This is a genomic window from Thermogemmatispora sp. (assembly GCF_042408735.1).
GTDB lineage: Bacteria > Chloroflexota > Ktedonobacteria > Ktedonobacterales > Ktedonobacteraceae > Thermogemmatispora.
In genome coordinates, this window is the sequence record NZ_JBHOQV010000146.1 from 66,832 (window position 1) to 82,816 (window position 15,985).

The following is a 15,985-nucleotide window of genomic DNA, read 5'->3' on the forward strand; positions in this document are numbered from 1 at the left end:
AAGAGGAGGCCGCGCGCTGAGCGGCGGTATAGAGGGCGCCGGCTGGCCATAGGAGAGGCGGCGTGGCATCCTTTAAACTTTCTTTACAGATCCGTCATACTTTTCTGAACTCTTCTCGGTATACTTAAGCAGCGACCGGGTATCCTCCAGTAGGAGTGCGGTGGTCCGCCGAATCTCCTGCCACCGGTGGTTCTTGCATGGCGGCGGGCCACCCTCCTGCTGCGGCTACTGAGCCTATGCGAGCCGGAACGGACGGAGAGCCTCCACTGTAGAGCGCTCGTTTGGGGCCTGGTACCTTGCTGATGATAGCTGAGCCGACTCTATCCTTGCTGTTCGCCAGGCCCAGGCTGCAAGCGGGACAGAGTCCTGTCCCGCCTACAGCAAACGAGCGCTCTGTCCTGGCTGCGCTGCCGAGAGCTTCCAGAGCTGAGCCTATGAGATTGCTGGTCATTGAAGACGAGCCTGATATTGCGCATGCGCTTGCTAAAGGCTTGCGCCAGCGTGGCTATGCTGTCGATCTGGCCTACGATGGAGAGCGCGGCTGCATGCTGGCCGAAATCAATGACTACGACCTGGTTGTCCTCGATCTTAACCTGCCTGGCCTTGATGGGCTGGAGGTCTGTCGTCGCCTGCGCGCCCTGCGTCCTTCCATGCTGATCCTCATGTTGACCGCCCGCAGTCGGCCTGATGAGCGGGTTGCTGGCCTGGAGCTGGGAGCCGACGATTATCTGGTGAAGCCCTTCTACTTCGCCGAGCTAGTGGCCCGCATTGGGGCTTTATTGCGTCGTGATCTGCGTGGGCGTGAGCCGTTGCTCTGCTATGCCGATCTCCGACTGGACCCGGTGGCGCGCGTTGTCTGGCGTGGCAATCAGCGCCTCTCGCTGACCGGTAAAGAGTTTGGCATTTTAGAATATTTGATGCGCCACCAGGGAGAAGTAGTCAGTCAGGAAACGCTCCTTGAGCACGTTTGGGATGCTCAAGCCAATCCCTTTACCAATACGGTGCGCGTACATATTAATTCCCTGCGGCGCAAGCTGGGGGATGTTGCGGAGGCGCCGCGCTATATCGAAACGGTTGTTGGTCAGGGCTATCGTCTCGGTCCGCTCTCTGCCCCATCGGAGGAGAAAGCATGACCAGATTCTCTTTCCCGCACCTGGGCTTGCGCCTCCCGCCCCTCCGCCGCCGGGCGCGGAGGCGCTTTTTGCCGCTGCGGCTGCGAATCGCCATCGGCTCCGCTGCGCTTGTCTTCGTACTCAGCTTCTCGCTCCTCTTCTTCATTAATATTGCGGCCCTCAACGGCTTCTCGCGCATTATCCACAGCAGCGGACTGGATTGGCCACGGACGGTGGTCTCCAACGGGACCCGTCTGAGGAACACTCTGCCCCCGTTACCCGCTCCCTGGGCGGAGCGCCTGGCCGAGAGCTTTGCCCGCCGTCACCTGAATCCTGTTGAGCGGGCTCTCTTGCTGGAGTTGCAGAGCATCTCGTTGATTGGTCTGGCCCTGGTCGCGGTCCTGGGCGGCCTGGGAGCCTACTGGCTGGCAGGGACCGCTCTTCGCCCCTTGCGCCAGGTCAGCAACGCGGCGCGGCGCATCAGCGTCGAGACGCTCGATACGCGCCTGGCCCTGATGGGACCGCGCGATGAGATCAAGGAGCTGGCCGATGCCTTCGATGCAATGCTCGCCCGGCTTGGTGAGACCTTCGCTCAACAGGGGCGCTTTGTGGCTAACGTTGCCCACGAGCTGCGCACGCCTCTGGCCGCGATGCGTGCCAGCCTGGAGGTCGTGACGAGCGATCCCCAGGCAAGGCTGGAAGACTATCAAGAAATGGCAGCCGCTCAGGAGCGGGCCCTCTCTCGTCTGGAGGCGCTGGTCTCCAATATGCTCCTGCTTGTCAGGAGTGAGCAACCGCTGAGCACCTGCTGTGAGGTCAGCCTGGGGCCACTGCTGGAGGAGGTCGTCCAGGAGCTGCAGCCTCTGGCCCAGGAACATGGCGTCTCCCTCGTCTTGGAGAATCTGCCCGATCTGGTGGTGAGCGGCGATGAGCTGCTGCTGGCGCGTGTCTTCTCCAACCTGGTCGAGAATGCCATCTGCTACAACCGTCCAGGCGGTGAGGTGCGCGTCAATGGCCTGGAGGCCGAGGGCCAGGCCCGCATTAGTGTTGCCGATACGGGTATCGGCATAGCTCCCGAGGAGCAGGGACGGATCTTCGACCGCTTCTATCGCGTTGATAGCTCGCGCTCGCGCCACAGTGGGGGGGCTGGCCTCGGACTGTCTATCGTGGCGGCCATCGTCCAGCAACATCACGGGCAGATCAGTCTTTGGAGCGAGCCGGGCTGTGGCAGCGTCTTCACTGTTTCCCTGCCATTGACCCCCACCGGGCAGGCTGTTGCCCGGCCCGCTCTCCTCTCCTCATCCTCCTGCCAGGCGGATAGCAAGAATCCAGTACTCACCCATCCTTAACACCAATTTTATTCGCTGTTAGCTAGACTCCCTGATGTGACGAGTCCCATAGAGAGAAGCGAAGGGAGTCACAGCACCATGAACACTGTCAAGCAGGCAGCGCGTCGGCTGTCGCGCTACGCCGCTGGCTTCTTCTCACTGGCAGCTCTCCTGATGTTGGTGGCCTGTGGTACCAACGGCGCCACGGTGGGGAGTGCCAGTGTCTCTGCCTCTGCCACTCCTACCTGTCCCCCTACCCCACGCTTTCAGAGCGTGAGCGGGACGGTCCAGAGCGTCGGCACTGGCTCCTTTACCGTGCTTGATCGGCAGGGTCAGAGCAGGCAAGTGGTCTATACCAGCAGCACGCGCTTCACGAAGCAGGTGCAAGAGAAGGTCAGCGACCTCAAGGATGGGGAGCAGGTCACAGTTTTTGTCAGCCAGAACTCTGACGGCACCTACTCCGCCGTCTCCATTACCGCTGGAAATGGCCAGGCGAACTTTGCCGCTAACGGCAACGGTCAGACTGGTCAAGGCTCGCGTCAGGGCTTCGCCGGCAATCGCGGCAACATCAACACGGCCTGTTTTCGCCGCCAGGGTCAAGCCGGCTTTGGCGCTAACGGCGCAAACGGCCAGAACTCCCGCGCGGTCCGCGGCAGCATCACCCAGATCGTTGGCAACCAGCTAACGGTGACCGACAGCAGCGGGAGCAACTTTGTGCTGAACCTGACCAGCTCTACGCGCGTCGTTCAGACCGAGGCCGCCAGCGCCAGCGATCTCAAGAGCGGAGTAACGGTCCTGGCCGTGGGCACCAGCGGCAGCCAGGGTCAGCTGACCGCCTCCAGCGTCACCATTAACCCCCAGATGCAGGGGAGGTAAGGAATGAAAGCGGGTTGATAGCAGAAGCGCATCAGGAGCCTTCTTCTGATGAAAGGAGATGTAAGCATGTCTGATGTCGAGACCAATCTCCAGCCGTTACTGGAGGACGAAGGGAGTGAGATCGCTACAGAGGAAGCGGCGCATTTCGATACCAGGCTCGCTCTGCCGCCGCGCCGCCGCCGACGCCGCGGCTGGCTGATCGCCACGGTGCTCGTGGTAGTCCTGCTCCTGGCCGCGGGGGGCGTCCTGGCCTACATGCGCATGACAGCTCAGCAACAGCCTCAGTATACTCTGGCGACTGTGACCACCGGCAATCTTTCGGTGACTGTCTCTGGCACCGGCCCAATCATGCCGCGTGCCCAGTATAATCTGAACTTCCCCAGCTCGGTCGGTGGCCAGATCAGCGAGATTGATGTGCAGGTAGGCCAGCATGTCACCAAAGGCCAGGTCCTGGCTAAGGTGAACTCCCCCTCGTTGCAGGATGCGGTGACCCAGGCCCAGCAGGCCGTGAACAATGCCCAGACCGCCTACAACGACGCGGTCAACAACGGAGCTTCTCAGTCGCAGCTCGATCAGCTTCAGGGGCAGCTCCAGAGCGCTCAAGACCAACTGACGGCAGCTCAGCATAATCTGGCTCAGACTGTCTTGACGGCTCCTTCCGACGGCACGATTGTGGCCATCAACGGAACGGTCGGCCAGACGCCCGGCTCAACCGGCTCTAGTGGCGGTTCCTCCGGTAGCAGCGGCAGCAGCGCCTTTATGGTGCTTGTCGATACAAGCTCGCTGACGATCGCGGCGGCTGTCAATGAGGCCGACATCGCCACTGTCCAGGTGGGTCAACCGGCCTCCTTCACGGTCTCGGCCTATCCTAACCGAACCTTCCATGCGACCGTTTCCTCGATCGATATCCTTGGCCAAAACTCTTCCAACGTAGTGAGCTATACCGTCGATTTGACTGTTGATCAGAACAGCCTCAGCGGGGCTCACATCTATCCAGGCATGACCGCTACGGTCAATATCACGACCCAGCAGCGCATCGGGGTCTTGCTGGTGCCCAATCAGGCCCTGACGTTCACCAACGAGGCCGTCCAGGTTGGGGCCATCAGCCGCCAGACGCTGGCGCAGGTCTATCGCAATGCCGGTATCTCCTTCGGCCAGGGCAATGCCGCGGGAGCTAGCAGTTCCAGCCAGGGCAGCTCCAGCGGTAATAGCACCAACAGCAGTGGCAGCACACGGGTGGTGCTGACTCTGCGCAACGGCCAGTTGACTCCGGTAGTCATTCAGACCGGCCTGACCAATGGCACCTATACCGAGGTCACCTCGGGTCTGCAGGACGGCGATCAGGTGGTGGTCAGTGCCACCGGCGGTGTCTTCTCTAACCTCTCGACGACCACCACGAGCACCGGCAGCGGTGGCCTGGGTGGCAATAGCTTCGGTGGTGGAGGTGCGCGCTTCTTCGGCGGAGGAGGAGGTGGCCGCTAGATGGAGCAGCGTGAGCAGTGGCAGGCTGATGGACATCGCACCTATCCGCTGGTGCGAGTCCGTCAGCTTGTCAAGAACTATTACCTGGGTCATACAGTCGTGCCGGCTCTGCGGGGGGTTGATCTTGATGTCTGGCCGGGCGAGTTTGTGGCCCTTATGGGTCCCTCTGGCTCGGGCAAGTCGACCTTCATGAATCTGCTCGGTTGTCTGGACCAGCCGACGGCGGGTCGTTACCTGCTCAGCGGGGTGCCGGTTGATGAGCTAAGCCCCAATGAGCTGGCCGACGTGCGCAATCGCTCGATCGGCTTCGTCTTCCAGAACTTCAATCTGTTGCCCTGGATGACCGCCCTGGAGAACGTCGAGCTGCCGCTGACCTATATGCGCATGCCCGCCGAGGAGCGCGCACGGCGAGCGGAGATCGCCCTGGCCCTGGTGGGCCTCCGTACTCGCGCTCGCCACCGTCCGACGGAGCTTTCCGGCGGTCAACAGCAGCGTGTGGCCATTGCGCGTGCCCTGGTAACCTCCCCGACGCTGCTCCTGGCCGATGAGCCGACGGGCAACCTGGATAGCCAGACCAGTATTCAGATCATGGGCATTCTGCAGGAGCTGAATCGCCGCGGCCTGACTATTATTCTGGTGACCCATGAACCTGATATTGCGGCCTACTGCCGTCGTCAGGTACGGTTCCGCGATGGGCGCGTTGTGGGCGATACCCTCAATCCTGAGCCGCTGGTGGCTCGCTTGCGGCTGGCCCATGATCACGACCATGATCAGGAGCAGGAGGGAAGGAAGGTGACCTCATGAGCTTTTTGAGGCCCGAGACTGGTAGTGGTACACAGCATGCAACGCTGCCAGAGCCGGCAGCCCTGGACCGCAGCGCTTTCCTGCCTCCCGTTCATGACTATCGGCGAGCCCGCGGCTTCTCTGCCGTCTACCAGGGGATGCGCAGCGCCTTGCGCGCCTTGCGCGCTAACGCCCTGCGCTCTCTGTTGACTTCGTTGGGCATCATTATCGGGGTCGGGGCTGTGATTATGATGATCTCGATCAGCGAGGGGAATGCCGCCACCATCAATCAGCGGCTCTCGGCCCTCAACCCGACCCAGCTGACGGTTTTTCCCGGCAGCGTCCGCGGCAGCGGAGGAGTCAGCGCTGGTCTTGGCTCCGCTCAGTCGCTGACACTGGACGATGCCAACGCTATCGCTCAGCTCCCCCATGTGACCGCCGTTAGTCCGCTGATTAATGCCCAGGGGCAGCTTGTGGCCGGCGATCAGAACTGGTCGACCTCGGTCGTCGGCGTGGCTCCTCCCTATCAGCAGATCGGCGGCTGGCAGCTCCAGGATGGCAGCTTTATCTCGCAGGACGATGAGGATAGCGGCCATACTGTGGCTGTGCTTGGGCAGACGGTTGTCGATAATCTCTTTGGGCCGGGTGCCGATCCGGTAGGCCAGAGCGTGCGCATCAACGGGGTGCCGTTTACGGTGATTGGGGTGCTGGTTCCCAAGGGAACCAATGGCGGGCGCAATGCCGATGACGTGGTCTACGTCCCCTATACCACGGCCCGTCAGCGCCTCAGCGGTGGGCGCTCCCTCGGTCAGATCGTGCTGACCGCTGACAGTACCTCGGATGTGGGCCTGGTGCAGAACGAGGTCGAGCAGTTGCTGGAGCAGCGGCACAACATTGCTAATCCGCAGCTCGATGACTTCCAGATTTCCAACCAGCTCCAGGTACTGCAGTCGGTGCAGGCGACAAACGAGGCCCTGACGATTCTGCTGGTCAGCGTGGCCTCGGTCTCGCTGGTGGTCGGTGGAATCGGCATCATGAATATCATGCTGGTCTCGGTGACCGAGCGGACGCGCGAGATCGGGATTCGCATTGCTATTGGAGCCCGTCCGCGCGATGTGATGACCCAGTTCCTGATTGAGGCCCTGGTCCTGAGCGTACTGGGCGGGCTGATCGGCATCCTGCTGGGACCGGTTGGGGCCTTGGTGCTGATGCATTTCACCAATACGCCCTTTGTGCTTGATCCGCTCTCGGTCCTGCTGGCCTTTGGCGTCTCGGCGCTGGTCGGCATCGTCTTTGGCTTCTATCCGGCCCAGCGGGCGGCGCGCCTTGATCCGATTATCGCTTTGCGCACGGAGTAAACTCTCTGGTCAGGCAGGAGAGCCTGCTATTCCTTTGTCTTTGTTGCTACTCTCGACCGACGCTCTGTCTGAGGAGAGGGACGAACGCTGCGGGACAGCCATCACGGCTCCCCAGGGTGTTCGTCCCTCTTGTTTGGCCGCTGCTTGAGCAACCCTTCCCGGCTGGCCAGGTGGGGCCGGGACAGGTTGCCTGAGCGCAGGCCCATGCACCGTTCTTCCCCTGCTGATTCCGAGTCTACATTTCCCTGCCTCCGCTATACTCAACATAGCCGCTATTCTTTAACCTGACCTTTGCGCCCGCTTAATCAAGGAATGATAGACTTTCTCGTGGAGCTGCAGAGAAGACAGCTACTACCAGGCTGGCGGCGCCTGGGGATTGTCGAAGGCAATAAGCGATAGTCAGAAGCTGAGCGATTCCTGGCAGAACTGCTTTCTCTATCCTTTGACCTCTCGGAAAGGTAGGAGCTTACGATGAAGCGCGTCTTCAAAATCTGCCTGGCCATGCTGCTGATGGTCGTTCTCTTGACGACAGTGGCCGCAGCCGCTGCCCCGGCCCGGCCTCAGACCGGGGCAGCGGAAGCCCGACGCTCGACGACCACCCCTATTGAGCATCTGGTGGTCATCTTTGATGAGAACGTCTCTTTTGATCATTATTTTGCTACCTATCCAGTTGCACTTAATCCTCCTGGTGAACCAGCTTTTCATGCCAGGCCCAACACGCCCACGGTGAACGGCCTGACTCCAGCCCTATTGAACCACAACCCTAATCTGGCTAATCCCAAACGGCTTGACCGCTCTCAGGCCCTGACCTGCGATCAGGATCATGGCTATACCGATGAACAGAAGGCCTTCGATCATGGCCTGATGGATAGCTTCGTGCAGTCGGTAGCCGGCTCAAGTTGTACCGATAAGTCGATCGTGCTGGATTACTACGATGGTAACACCGTCACCGCTCTCTGGAACTATGCTCAGCACTTCGCCATGAGCGATAACTCGTTTGGTACTACCTTTGGTCCCTCGACGCCAGGTGCTCTCAATCTGGCTTCCGGCCAGACGCACGGGGCCACGCCTGCCAATCTGCCGGGCCTGGTGAGCAACGGCACGGTCATTGGCGATGTGCGCCCCGCCTTTGATGATTGCTCGGTGGGGGCTACAGCTTCGCTGAGCGGCAAGAATATTGGAGACCTGCTTAATGCCAAGGGGGTTACCTGGGGCTGGTTCCAGGGCGGTTTCCGCCCCACGGCGGTCAGCAACGGTAAGGCGGTCTGTGGGGCGGCCCACAAGAACATTGGAGGGGTCACCGTCACCGACTATATCCCCCATCATGAGCCGTTCCAGTACTATCAGTCGACGGCCAACCCCCATCATCTGCCACCTTCCTCGGTGCGGATGATCGGGCGCAGCGACCAGGCCAACCATCAGTACGACCTCAGCGATTTCTGGGCTGCCTTACAGGCTGGCAATCTGCCGGCGGTCAGTTTCCTGAAGCCCGCCGCCTATCAGGATGGACACGCTGGCTACTCCGACCCGCTCGACGAGCAGCATTTCCTGGTTGAAACCATTAATCGCCTGGAGCGCTCCCCTTATTGGGAGAGTATGGCCATCATTATCGCCTACGACGATTCGGATGGCTGGTACGATCATGTGATGGGGCCAATTGTGAACCGTTCCGCTGATCCCAGCTATGATGCTCTCACGGGAGCTGGACAGTGTGGAACGCCGCAGCCAGGAGCCTACTCGGGGCGTTGCGGCTATGGGCCGCGCCTGCCTTTGCTGGTGATTTCTCCCTTTGCCCGCGTTAACTTTGTCGACCATACCCTGACCGACCAGACCTCGATCCTGCGCTTCATCGAGGATAACTGGCAGCTTGGTCGCATCGGTGATCAATCCTTTGACGAGCTGGCCGGCCCCTTGACGCAGATGTTCAACTTCTCCGGTCCGCGTGCAGCGCGTCTCTTCCTGGACCCCGAGAGCGGCAGGCCGCTCTAACCGTCGAATGGCTGGGCCGGCCCCCTCGCTCCGCGGGGGCTGGCCCTCTGCGCTTCCCTTCCTGTGCGATTGCTGGGAATGCCCTGCTGGGCCGCGGGAGGGGCCTGGGCCGGGCGGTGGTCTTGAGCCAGCGCCACGCCCAGGTCCCCTCTCCTGCTCTACTGATGACCCTGGCGGTGGCCGGACCGGGACCGGGCCGGACCCGACCCGACCGGACCCTCTCTCTGTCCACTTTCAGGCTGCCTGGCGGCTTTCGGCCAGGGCCTGCAAGGCGGCGGTGAAGCATTCCATCGGCGGGTAGACGATGCCGGCTCCTACCTGGCCGATGCCTGGCAGGCGGTGCGCGATACCGGTATTGATCACCGGGAGCTGATTGAGGCGACAGACCCGCCGGATGTCGATGCCGGTCGGCGTCCCCTGGAAATTGAGAGCAGGCAGACTAAACTGCGGGTTGGCGGTCACTGTCAGGGCATACATCTCGCGGGTGTAGCGCAGGGCATCGGCTGGCGTGCCGCCAATGAACTGGACAATGGCGGGAGCTCCGGCCATGGCGAAGGCCCCCAGGCCGGCGGTCTCCGTAATGGCGCTGTCTCCGATATCGGGGTTGGCGTCCTCGGGACCAAAGCCAGCGAAATAGAGACCCCGAATCGCCTGAGCCGGACCGACAAACCAGCGCTCGCCCAGCCCGCTCACGCGGATGCCGAAGTCGACTCCGTTGCGCGCCATCGTGACCACCAGGCTGCTGTTGGGAACATTGGCGCCGGCCAGCGTCATGGCTTTGGCCGCCGCCATCGAGGGGTTGAGGTGAAAATGATCGTTGGAGGCGATGAAGCGCAGCACGCTGGCGGTTTCAGCGCTCGAGGTACCTGTTTCGACCAGCGCCGGGGCTAGCTGGCGCAAGAAGAGGGAGGTGGCGGCCTTGTTGCGGTTATGCCCCTCATCCCCCATCTGCAGGGCCTGGGCCAGCAAGGAACGCAGATCGAGGCCGCCCAGGTGGCGCAAGGCCCGACTCAAGGCCGGCCCAAGCACCTCCTGCATCCAGCGCAGGCGCTCGATGACCTCCGGGGCGTAGGCCCCGTAGCGCAGCACCTTGCCCAATCCCTCGTTCAGGGGAGCGAAGGTACGATGGCCATGAACCCTGTCCTCAACGACCAGTAGAGGCATAGAGGGCGAGACAATGCCGGCCATCGGCCCAACCGCGTTGTAGTGATGGCAGGGAGCAAAGGTAAGGACTCCCGTCTCTGCCAGGCGTACGGCCTCCTCCTCGTTGCAAGCCCAGCCTTCGTAGAGGCAGGCGCCGATAATGGCGCCGCGCATGGGACCACACATGCGCTCCCAGGTAATCGGGGGACCGGCATGGAGCAGGGCGTAGCTCCCCTGAGTCTCGCTGAAGAAGGGCAGCATGCTCCGTGCCGGCTGGACGTCGACCAGCACAGGCTCGGCGGCCAGCATGCGCCCTACAGCGATCTCGTTGGCACGATCGATGGCGGGATCGGCCAACAGGCTGGCTAAGAGCGCGGGATCGCCGGCGGGTGGGCGCCAGGCCACGCTGGTCACCGCCACTCCCTGGGCGCGCAGGGCCTCGGCGAAAAGCTCGGCTCCCACATTGATCACTGTGAACGGCGAAGAGCTAAGTTGCTCGGACTGACTAGGCGACACCACCGCTTTCCTCCTGCTCGTAGAGTAGCTGCACACAGTGCAGGGCCGCCTCCGCGTTGCTGGTCAAAACGATGGCGCCGGCGTCCTGCAAGCGGGCTGCCTGCGCTGAGAGACGCTGCGGATCGCCCTCCGTTCCGCAGAGGGAGACCACGATCGCTGGGCGAGAGCTGGCAGCTCGAATCTCGGCGATGGCAGGCCCATAGACGGCTGCCGGGTCGGGATGGGCACAGTAGCCGAGCACGAGGTCGAGCAGAATGACAGCCACGCTCGGATCTTTGGCCAGGCTCCGCAGGGCCTCCAGACGCAGCGTAGGGTCGATCATGGGATGGGGACGCCCGCGCGTGTATTCGTCGGCGCCAAAGTCGATAGCACAGTGACCAGGGAGAGGAGCCAGACGGCTGAGCGGCCCGGCCTCCAGACGCCAGGCCGGCTCTAAGGGAATATTCGAGTAGATTGGTCCCAGGATGGCGCTCCAGAGCTGCATAGCCTCATCGCAGAGGGTGCCACCAGCAAAGAGGCCAACCAGATACCCCCTGGTCGCAGAGACAGAGCCGACTTGTCTAAGCCGTTCAAGGCGTGCGGTGATCGCGCTAGCGGGCGTGGTGACTACATGGTGAGAGGCGGAAGGTGCGGCAAGCTGAACGGCCAGCATGGCTGCCTCGGTCAAGGTGCGGGCCAGCGCCACCTGGCCCGCGTAGCGCCGCTCCAGGGCCTCCTGATCAGCTCCAAGGAAGCAGACTACTACCGCCTTTGAGCCGCTGGCGGCCTCCTCTATCACGCGGGCCGCCACCTCGGGTGCAGGCGGCTTGGAGACCAGGACCAGCACGCGCGTTTCCTCATCCTTCTGCAGCAGGCGAATGCCCGCCAGAGTCGTAATCGCTCCAACCTCGCGGCTCAGGTCGCGTCCGCCGCAGCCAATCACTTGAGAGACACCGCTACCCTGCTGGGCGATCAAAGACATCACTTGCTGAATGCCGGTGCCGGAAGCGCCCACGATGCCGATAGGACCCCGTGGCACAACATTGACAAAGCCCAACCCAACGCCATTGAGCAGAGCGGTGCCACAATCGGGTCCCATCAAAAGCAGGTCCCGCTCCTGGGCCAGGTGCTTCAAGGCGATCTCCGCCTCCAGAGGTACGTTGTCGCTGAACAAAAAGACATGGAGGCCAGCACGCAAAGCCTGCTCGGCCTCCAATGCCGCATAGGGGCCAGGGACCGAGATTGCGGCCAGGCCTGCCTCGGGCTGGCGCCCGACGGCTTCCTCCAGGGAGCGCGGTGGACTGACCGAAGGCGAGGGCGGAAGCTCACCCGGCGCCAGAAGGATATTCTTCGGCTGGCGGGCGGTCAGCAGCTCCTCGGCGGAGTGGAGTGCCTGCTCGGCGCTCGCCGGGGTTGCCGCCTTCACCACCAGCAGCAGATCCTCTGCTCCCGCGGCCACTTCGCCGGGATGAAGGCCGACCTCGGCGAGCAACTGAAGATTCGCCTCGGTGGCCATCACGGCTGCGGCGTTCTCAACATCAGGCAGCTCCTTGAGGGCCGTCGCAATCTGCATCAGCGTGATTGAATCAACGTAGGTACGTCGCCTGACCTGCGCTCGAATCACCATCTCCTTTTCTCCTGCTGAGCTGGCTATCCAGCTAAGCACCGGAGTCGGGCTTAGGCTGGGACCCCTGCACTGGCACCGGCGAGACAGTCTCTCCCGCTTCGCCTGACTGCAGATAAGATAGATAAGGTAACACCTTTGCTGAGCTGGCTATGGTGGAAGGCTTCGCTGGCGCCCTCGCCGCTGGCGAGAGCTTGACCATAGGGTCAAACGGGCGGCCAGGCAGCCGCGAGGGGCGGCAAAAAAGCGAAGCCGGACCGGATGCGGGCCAGGAACGAGCCAGGACCGCCATGCTGCCGCATCCGATCCGGATGGGTACTGCATCACATCAGGATACCGCAGGGGAGACGCCGGAAGAAAACGGTGACCGCGGTGGGACTCGAACCCACGACCTTACGCTTAAAAGGCGCCTGCTCTACCGCTGAGCTACGCGGTCGGTGCAGGAAGGACTACCGCCGAAAGGGCAAACAAGAGTTAATCCTCCCTGGTTCATCGCTAATAATATCATGCCTGTCAAGAAGAGAAGCCTGACTAAAGGGAAGGGCGACCAGCCCCCTTGTCAGTCGAGAACGGGTCTGAAGGCATCCGGCGCCTCGCCCCCGTTCAGGGGACGGTAGAAGGATGACGCCGCTGGCTTAAGGCCAACGTGTATAATGAAGGGGAGATAGACAAGGACGCATAGCCCACAACCCGCTGCAGAAGCGCCGGTTCACAGCCTTGTCTTGTCGTAGGTGGCGTGGTACACTTACCGATAAGCGTCAGAGGAGAAGGCAAGCTCCCGATGGCGCTCGGAGGGATCAAAGGCGCTCTCTTGACAAGGACTGTATTTGCGTATATCCTCATGTCGGTCTGGACGGGGGGCCGTCATCCGCTGGCACCGCTCCCCAGCAGCCACAGCCCTGCTCAGCGGCGGGGCCGAGAGCGCCCCATGAGCCAGATACCCGCTGACGGCTGGCAGGCAACTTGCAGAGCTGGCTGGCGTCGATGCTCTGGCCGCGGAAAGTGCACCAGGTGGGTGAGTAAGGCGAGTGAGAGCGTGGGAGGGGCTATAGCGAACCAAAGGAACGGCAGGAGTGAGAGGCGGCTACCGGCCAGGCTGATGTCACTCTCCTCGATAACCAGGCCCAGGAGCCGGCGGACTGGATGGCCTGGCGGAAACGCAGCCGCGAGCGGCGGCCTGCTTTTTCCTCGATTGGACATAGGAAAACGTATCGGAAGGACAGCTAGGCGGCGATTAACAGGAGGCGGCGTCTATCCCCGTTCCCTTCTCGGCCTGCTTACGAGCGATAAGCAGGACTAGCTGGCGAATGGGGTGCTGCGCCGAAAGAACGTGACCAAGCATATACTCGTTGTTGACGACAAAAACGAGCTGCTGCATCTAATGCGGCGGGTCCTGGAAGACGAAGAGTACCAGGTCTCTATTTTGCAGCATGGGCGCGAGGCCGTGGCGCGCGTCAAGCGAGATCTGCCCGATCTGTTGATTCTTGACTTACGGCTGGGCGATGTCTCGGGCCAGGAGATTCTCAAGCAGTTGCGGGCTGATCCTCTCACGCGAGAGGTTCCGGTCATCGTCTACACAGCCGCCGTACTGGAGGCGGAGCAGGTGAGCAAACTGGTGGCCGAGCAACCAGGGTACTACCAGGGGGTGCATGTGGTGCAGAAGCCCTTTGAACTGACCAATCTGCTGGCTCTCGTCCAGCAGGTCCTCAATGAACCGGCGCATTGAGCGTGCTGAGTCCCCTTCGCAGGAGGACCATCCACCGATCGATCGACGCTCGACTCCTTTTCTCCTCCTGTCGTGGTACTGGTTGTCCACACCAGAGTCTGGCTGGCACATCCGCGCGTACTATATTCAGGAGTCGAAACGCTCCGCTGCAGCGGCACGCTGGCGTTCAGAGAGGTAGAGGCGGATCGCGCTGGCCCTGGATTGGTTTTCCTGTCTTCCGTGTCGCTATTGCCTCTCTATCGTCAGCTCCTTGTCCGCCAGCGATGAACTGAGACAAACAAAGCGAGCAATAAGTGAGAGAGCTTTCTACAGAAAGAGAGGACGGACGATACCCATGAAATTTGTTGCCGGCTTACTGGTAGGTTTTGGGCTGGGCTTTGCTGCCGGCCTGCTGTTTGCGCCGCAGTCGGGTGAGGCGACGCGGGCGCAGCTCAGCGAGCAGGGGCTGCTCCTGCGAGATCGCTCTTTGGGACTCGGCCAGGAGCTCCGTCAGCGTGCCAACGAGGCCCTGTCTCAGGGACGAGAGATCTATGAGCGCACCAAGGAGGAGCTGAGCGAGCGCTATAGCAAGGCCAAGAGCGGCCAGCTCTAGTCTTTAGCTCCGGTGCTGCGGGTGGCCTTAGTAAGGTCAGGAAGGCCCAAGCCTGGGCCTGACCCTCTGGGGATCATCCCAGGCGGCAGGCATTGGTCTGGCCTGCAGAGCGCCGCGTGCGGTTTCCATCGAAGCGAAGGGCAGAGGCCGCTGGCCTGGTGGCCGACAGAGAGGCCAAAGGCCAGCGACCCTGCCCTTGTCTGTCTCTCGCCACTTCTGATCCGGCCCGGCCTGACTCGGCCCGGCCAACCCGCAAGACAAAGGGAACGCCCAGCCAGGCTCAGGTGAGCCGCACCTCTGGGTCTGGCTTCAGTCGCTACCGGGGCGATCATACTTGCGTATGAGTCGATCTACCAGATTACCGATCTCATGCCAGATATGGTGCTGATAGTCGAGCATGCGGGCCTGCCCAAGATCGAAATCGCGATTGGCTGGATCGCTGCGGGCGTGGTCTTCAAACTGGCGAGCGAGTGTCAAAGAGCGCTCGCCGCGGCTGTGCAGGTAGCGCGACAGCTCATAGAGATCCTTGATCAGGGCCTTCAGTTGCTCCTCGCTCGTGGCCATAGGTTTCCGTATCCTTCCTCTCAGCGATGCCCTGGTGGGCCTCTCCCGTTTGTGGGGAACGGGTGGGTGTGGGTGGCTCGATGCGCAGGGCATCCGCAAAGCGGTTGAAGCAGTTGAAGAGGCCGATTACCATAGCCAGCTCAACAATTTCGCCATCATCGAAGTAGCTCTGCAGCTCGTCCCACAGCTCCTCGTCGATCTCGCGGGCCGAGGTGGTCATGATCTCAGCGAAGCGCAAAGCCACCAGCTCACGCGCCGTAAAGAGATGGCGGTGAGTATCGATATGGTAGAGCGCATCCAGCAGCTCCTCGCTAACGCCTAGCTGCCCTGCCAGGGCAGTATGGGCGGCCATTCAATAGTGGCAGTAGTTGACCTGTGAGACGCGAATAGCCAGCAATTCTTTCAAGCGCGGCTCGACGCTGCCGCTGCGCATCACTGTTTGCAGTAGCTGCATGGTCTGGCGAGCCACCTGGGGACGGTGCGCCATGACGCGAAACAGTTCGCCCATCGTGGCAAAAGCCTGATGCTGGCTGACCTCGCCTTCCTGGTCCTCGGGCCAAAAACTGTTGTCCTCGACTGGAGGGATGCGTGACATCGAACTCACTTCATCCTGCTCTTTCGCTTTATGGTCATTCTAACGAAAGTCAGGTCTGGGGCGCAAGCATCTGACGGGAGAGCAGGATGGCAGCCTGCTCAGGACTCTCAGCTCCCTCCCCTATCGGGGCAAGAGGGCTGACTCTCGCTCTTTCTCTCAGTCGAGTAAGAAGCAAGCAGCTCAACCCCAGAAGGGGAGATACAATCAGCATGGGAAGCCCTGCCGAAAAAGCCGCTTCATCCTGCCTGCCGTGTTTGGGTGGGTCTGTCAACAAGCAGCGCACGTTGAGCTGCTGCGCCTGGGCCAGGCCCTGGGCGC

General features: G+C 61.8%; 15 protein-coding genes and 1 tRNA gene. 9 read left to right on the forward strand and 7 right to left on the reverse strand.

What is annotated here, in order from left to right; all coding sequences use genetic code 11:
* Positions 1-434: 434 nt before the first annotated feature.
* From ACFMO7_RS16110 to ACFMO7_RS16140, 7 genes are all read left to right on the forward strand, one after another.
* Positions 435-1,133: a response regulator transcription factor gene (locus ACFMO7_RS16110; protein WP_376796512.1), complete on the forward strand. Its 699-nt coding sequence runs from the start codon at positions 435-437 to the stop codon at positions 1,131-1,133.
* Positions 1,130-2,461, forward strand: a complete 1,332-nt coding sequence (locus ACFMO7_RS16115) for a sensor histidine kinase (protein WP_376796513.1) — start codon at positions 1,130-1,132, stop codon at positions 2,459-2,461. Before ACFMO7_RS16110 ends, ACFMO7_RS16115 begins: the two co-directional genes overlap by 4 nt.
* A gap of 78 nt (positions 2,462-2,539) precedes the next feature.
* Positions 2,540-3,316: a DUF5666 domain-containing protein gene (locus ACFMO7_RS16120; RefSeq protein WP_376796514.1), complete on the forward strand. Its 777-nt coding sequence runs from the start codon at positions 2,540-2,542 to the stop codon at positions 3,314-3,316.
* A 66-nt stretch (positions 3,317-3,382) separates the two neighbouring features.
* Positions 3,383-4,798 carry an efflux RND transporter periplasmic adaptor subunit gene (locus ACFMO7_RS16125; RefSeq protein WP_376796515.1) on the forward strand — a complete coding sequence of 472 codons (1,416 nt, stop codon included), beginning with the start codon at positions 3,383-3,385 and terminating at the stop codon, positions 4,796-4,798.
* Positions 4,799-5,602 carry an ABC transporter ATP-binding protein gene (locus tag ACFMO7_RS16130; RefSeq protein ID WP_376796516.1) on the forward strand — a complete coding sequence of 268 codons (804 nt, stop codon included), beginning with the start codon at positions 4,799-4,801 and terminating at the stop codon, positions 5,600-5,602.
* On the forward strand, positions 5,599-6,939 hold the full coding sequence (locus ACFMO7_RS16135) for an ABC transporter permease (protein WP_376796517.1): 1,341 nt from the start codon (positions 5,599-5,601) through the stop codon (positions 6,937-6,939). Before ACFMO7_RS16130 ends, ACFMO7_RS16135 begins: the two co-directional genes overlap by 4 nt.
* Before the next feature lie 471 nt (positions 6,940-7,410).
* A complete protein-coding gene (locus tag ACFMO7_RS16140; protein ID WP_376796518.1) occupies positions 7,411-8,928 on the forward strand; it encodes an alkaline phosphatase family protein in 1,518 nt (505 codons plus the stop codon).
* Positions 8,929-9,162: 234 nt separating this feature from the next.
* Here the strand turns inward: ACFMO7_RS16140 and ACFMO7_RS16145 are convergent, their stop codons facing one another.
* The 4 genes from ACFMO7_RS16145 to ACFMO7_RS16160 form a co-directional block, all read right to left on the reverse strand.
* Complete coding sequence (locus ACFMO7_RS16145) at positions 9,163-10,590, reverse strand: DUF1116 domain-containing protein (protein WP_376796519.1); 1,428 nt, start codon at positions 10,588-10,590, stop codon at positions 9,163-9,165.
* Entirely contained in the window at positions 10,577-12,193 is a 1,617-nt protein-coding gene (gene fdrA, locus ACFMO7_RS16150) for an acyl-CoA synthetase FdrA (protein ID WP_376796520.1), read from the reverse strand. Before fdrA ends, ACFMO7_RS16145 begins: the two co-directional genes overlap by 14 nt.
* 361 nt (positions 12,194-12,554) lie before the next feature.
* Positions 12,555-12,626: transfer RNA gene (locus ACFMO7_RS16155), tRNA-Lys, on the reverse strand.
* Between the two features lie 798 nt (positions 12,627-13,424).
* Positions 13,425-13,568, reverse strand: a complete 144-nt coding sequence (locus ACFMO7_RS16160; RefSeq protein WP_376796521.1) for a hypothetical protein — start codon at positions 13,566-13,568, stop codon at positions 13,425-13,427.
* Between the two features lie 3 nt (positions 13,569-13,571).
* Between ACFMO7_RS16160 and ACFMO7_RS16165 the strand changes: the two genes are divergently transcribed.
* Complete coding sequence (locus tag ACFMO7_RS16165) at positions 13,572-13,916, forward strand: response regulator (RefSeq protein WP_376796522.1); 345 nt, start codon at positions 13,572-13,574, stop codon at positions 13,914-13,916.
* 334 nt (positions 13,917-14,250) lie between these two features.
* On the forward strand, positions 14,251-14,508 hold the full coding sequence (locus tag ACFMO7_RS16170; protein ID WP_376796523.1) for a YtxH domain-containing protein: 258 nt from the start codon (positions 14,251-14,253) through the stop codon (positions 14,506-14,508).
* Positions 14,509-14,817: 309 nt separating this feature from the next.
* Here ACFMO7_RS16170 and ACFMO7_RS16175 read toward each other — a convergent pair whose 3' ends face one another.
* From ACFMO7_RS16175 to ACFMO7_RS16185, 3 genes are read right to left on the reverse strand one after another with little or no spacing between them, the layout of a single operon-like run.
* Entirely contained in the window at positions 14,818-15,072 is a 255-nt protein-coding gene (locus ACFMO7_RS16175) for a hypothetical protein (protein ID WP_376796524.1), read from the reverse strand.
* Entirely contained in the window at positions 15,023-15,424 is a 402-nt protein-coding gene (locus tag ACFMO7_RS16180) for a carboxymuconolactone decarboxylase family protein (protein WP_376796525.1), read from the reverse strand. Before ACFMO7_RS16180 ends, ACFMO7_RS16175 begins: the two co-directional genes overlap by 50 nt.
* Positions 15,425-15,667 (reverse strand): carboxymuconolactone decarboxylase family protein, encoded by a 243-nt coding sequence (locus ACFMO7_RS16185; RefSeq protein WP_376796526.1) that lies wholly within the window; start codon positions 15,665-15,667, stop codon positions 15,425-15,427. It lies immediately after the preceding gene.
* Positions 15,668-15,985 lie beyond the last annotated feature (318 nt).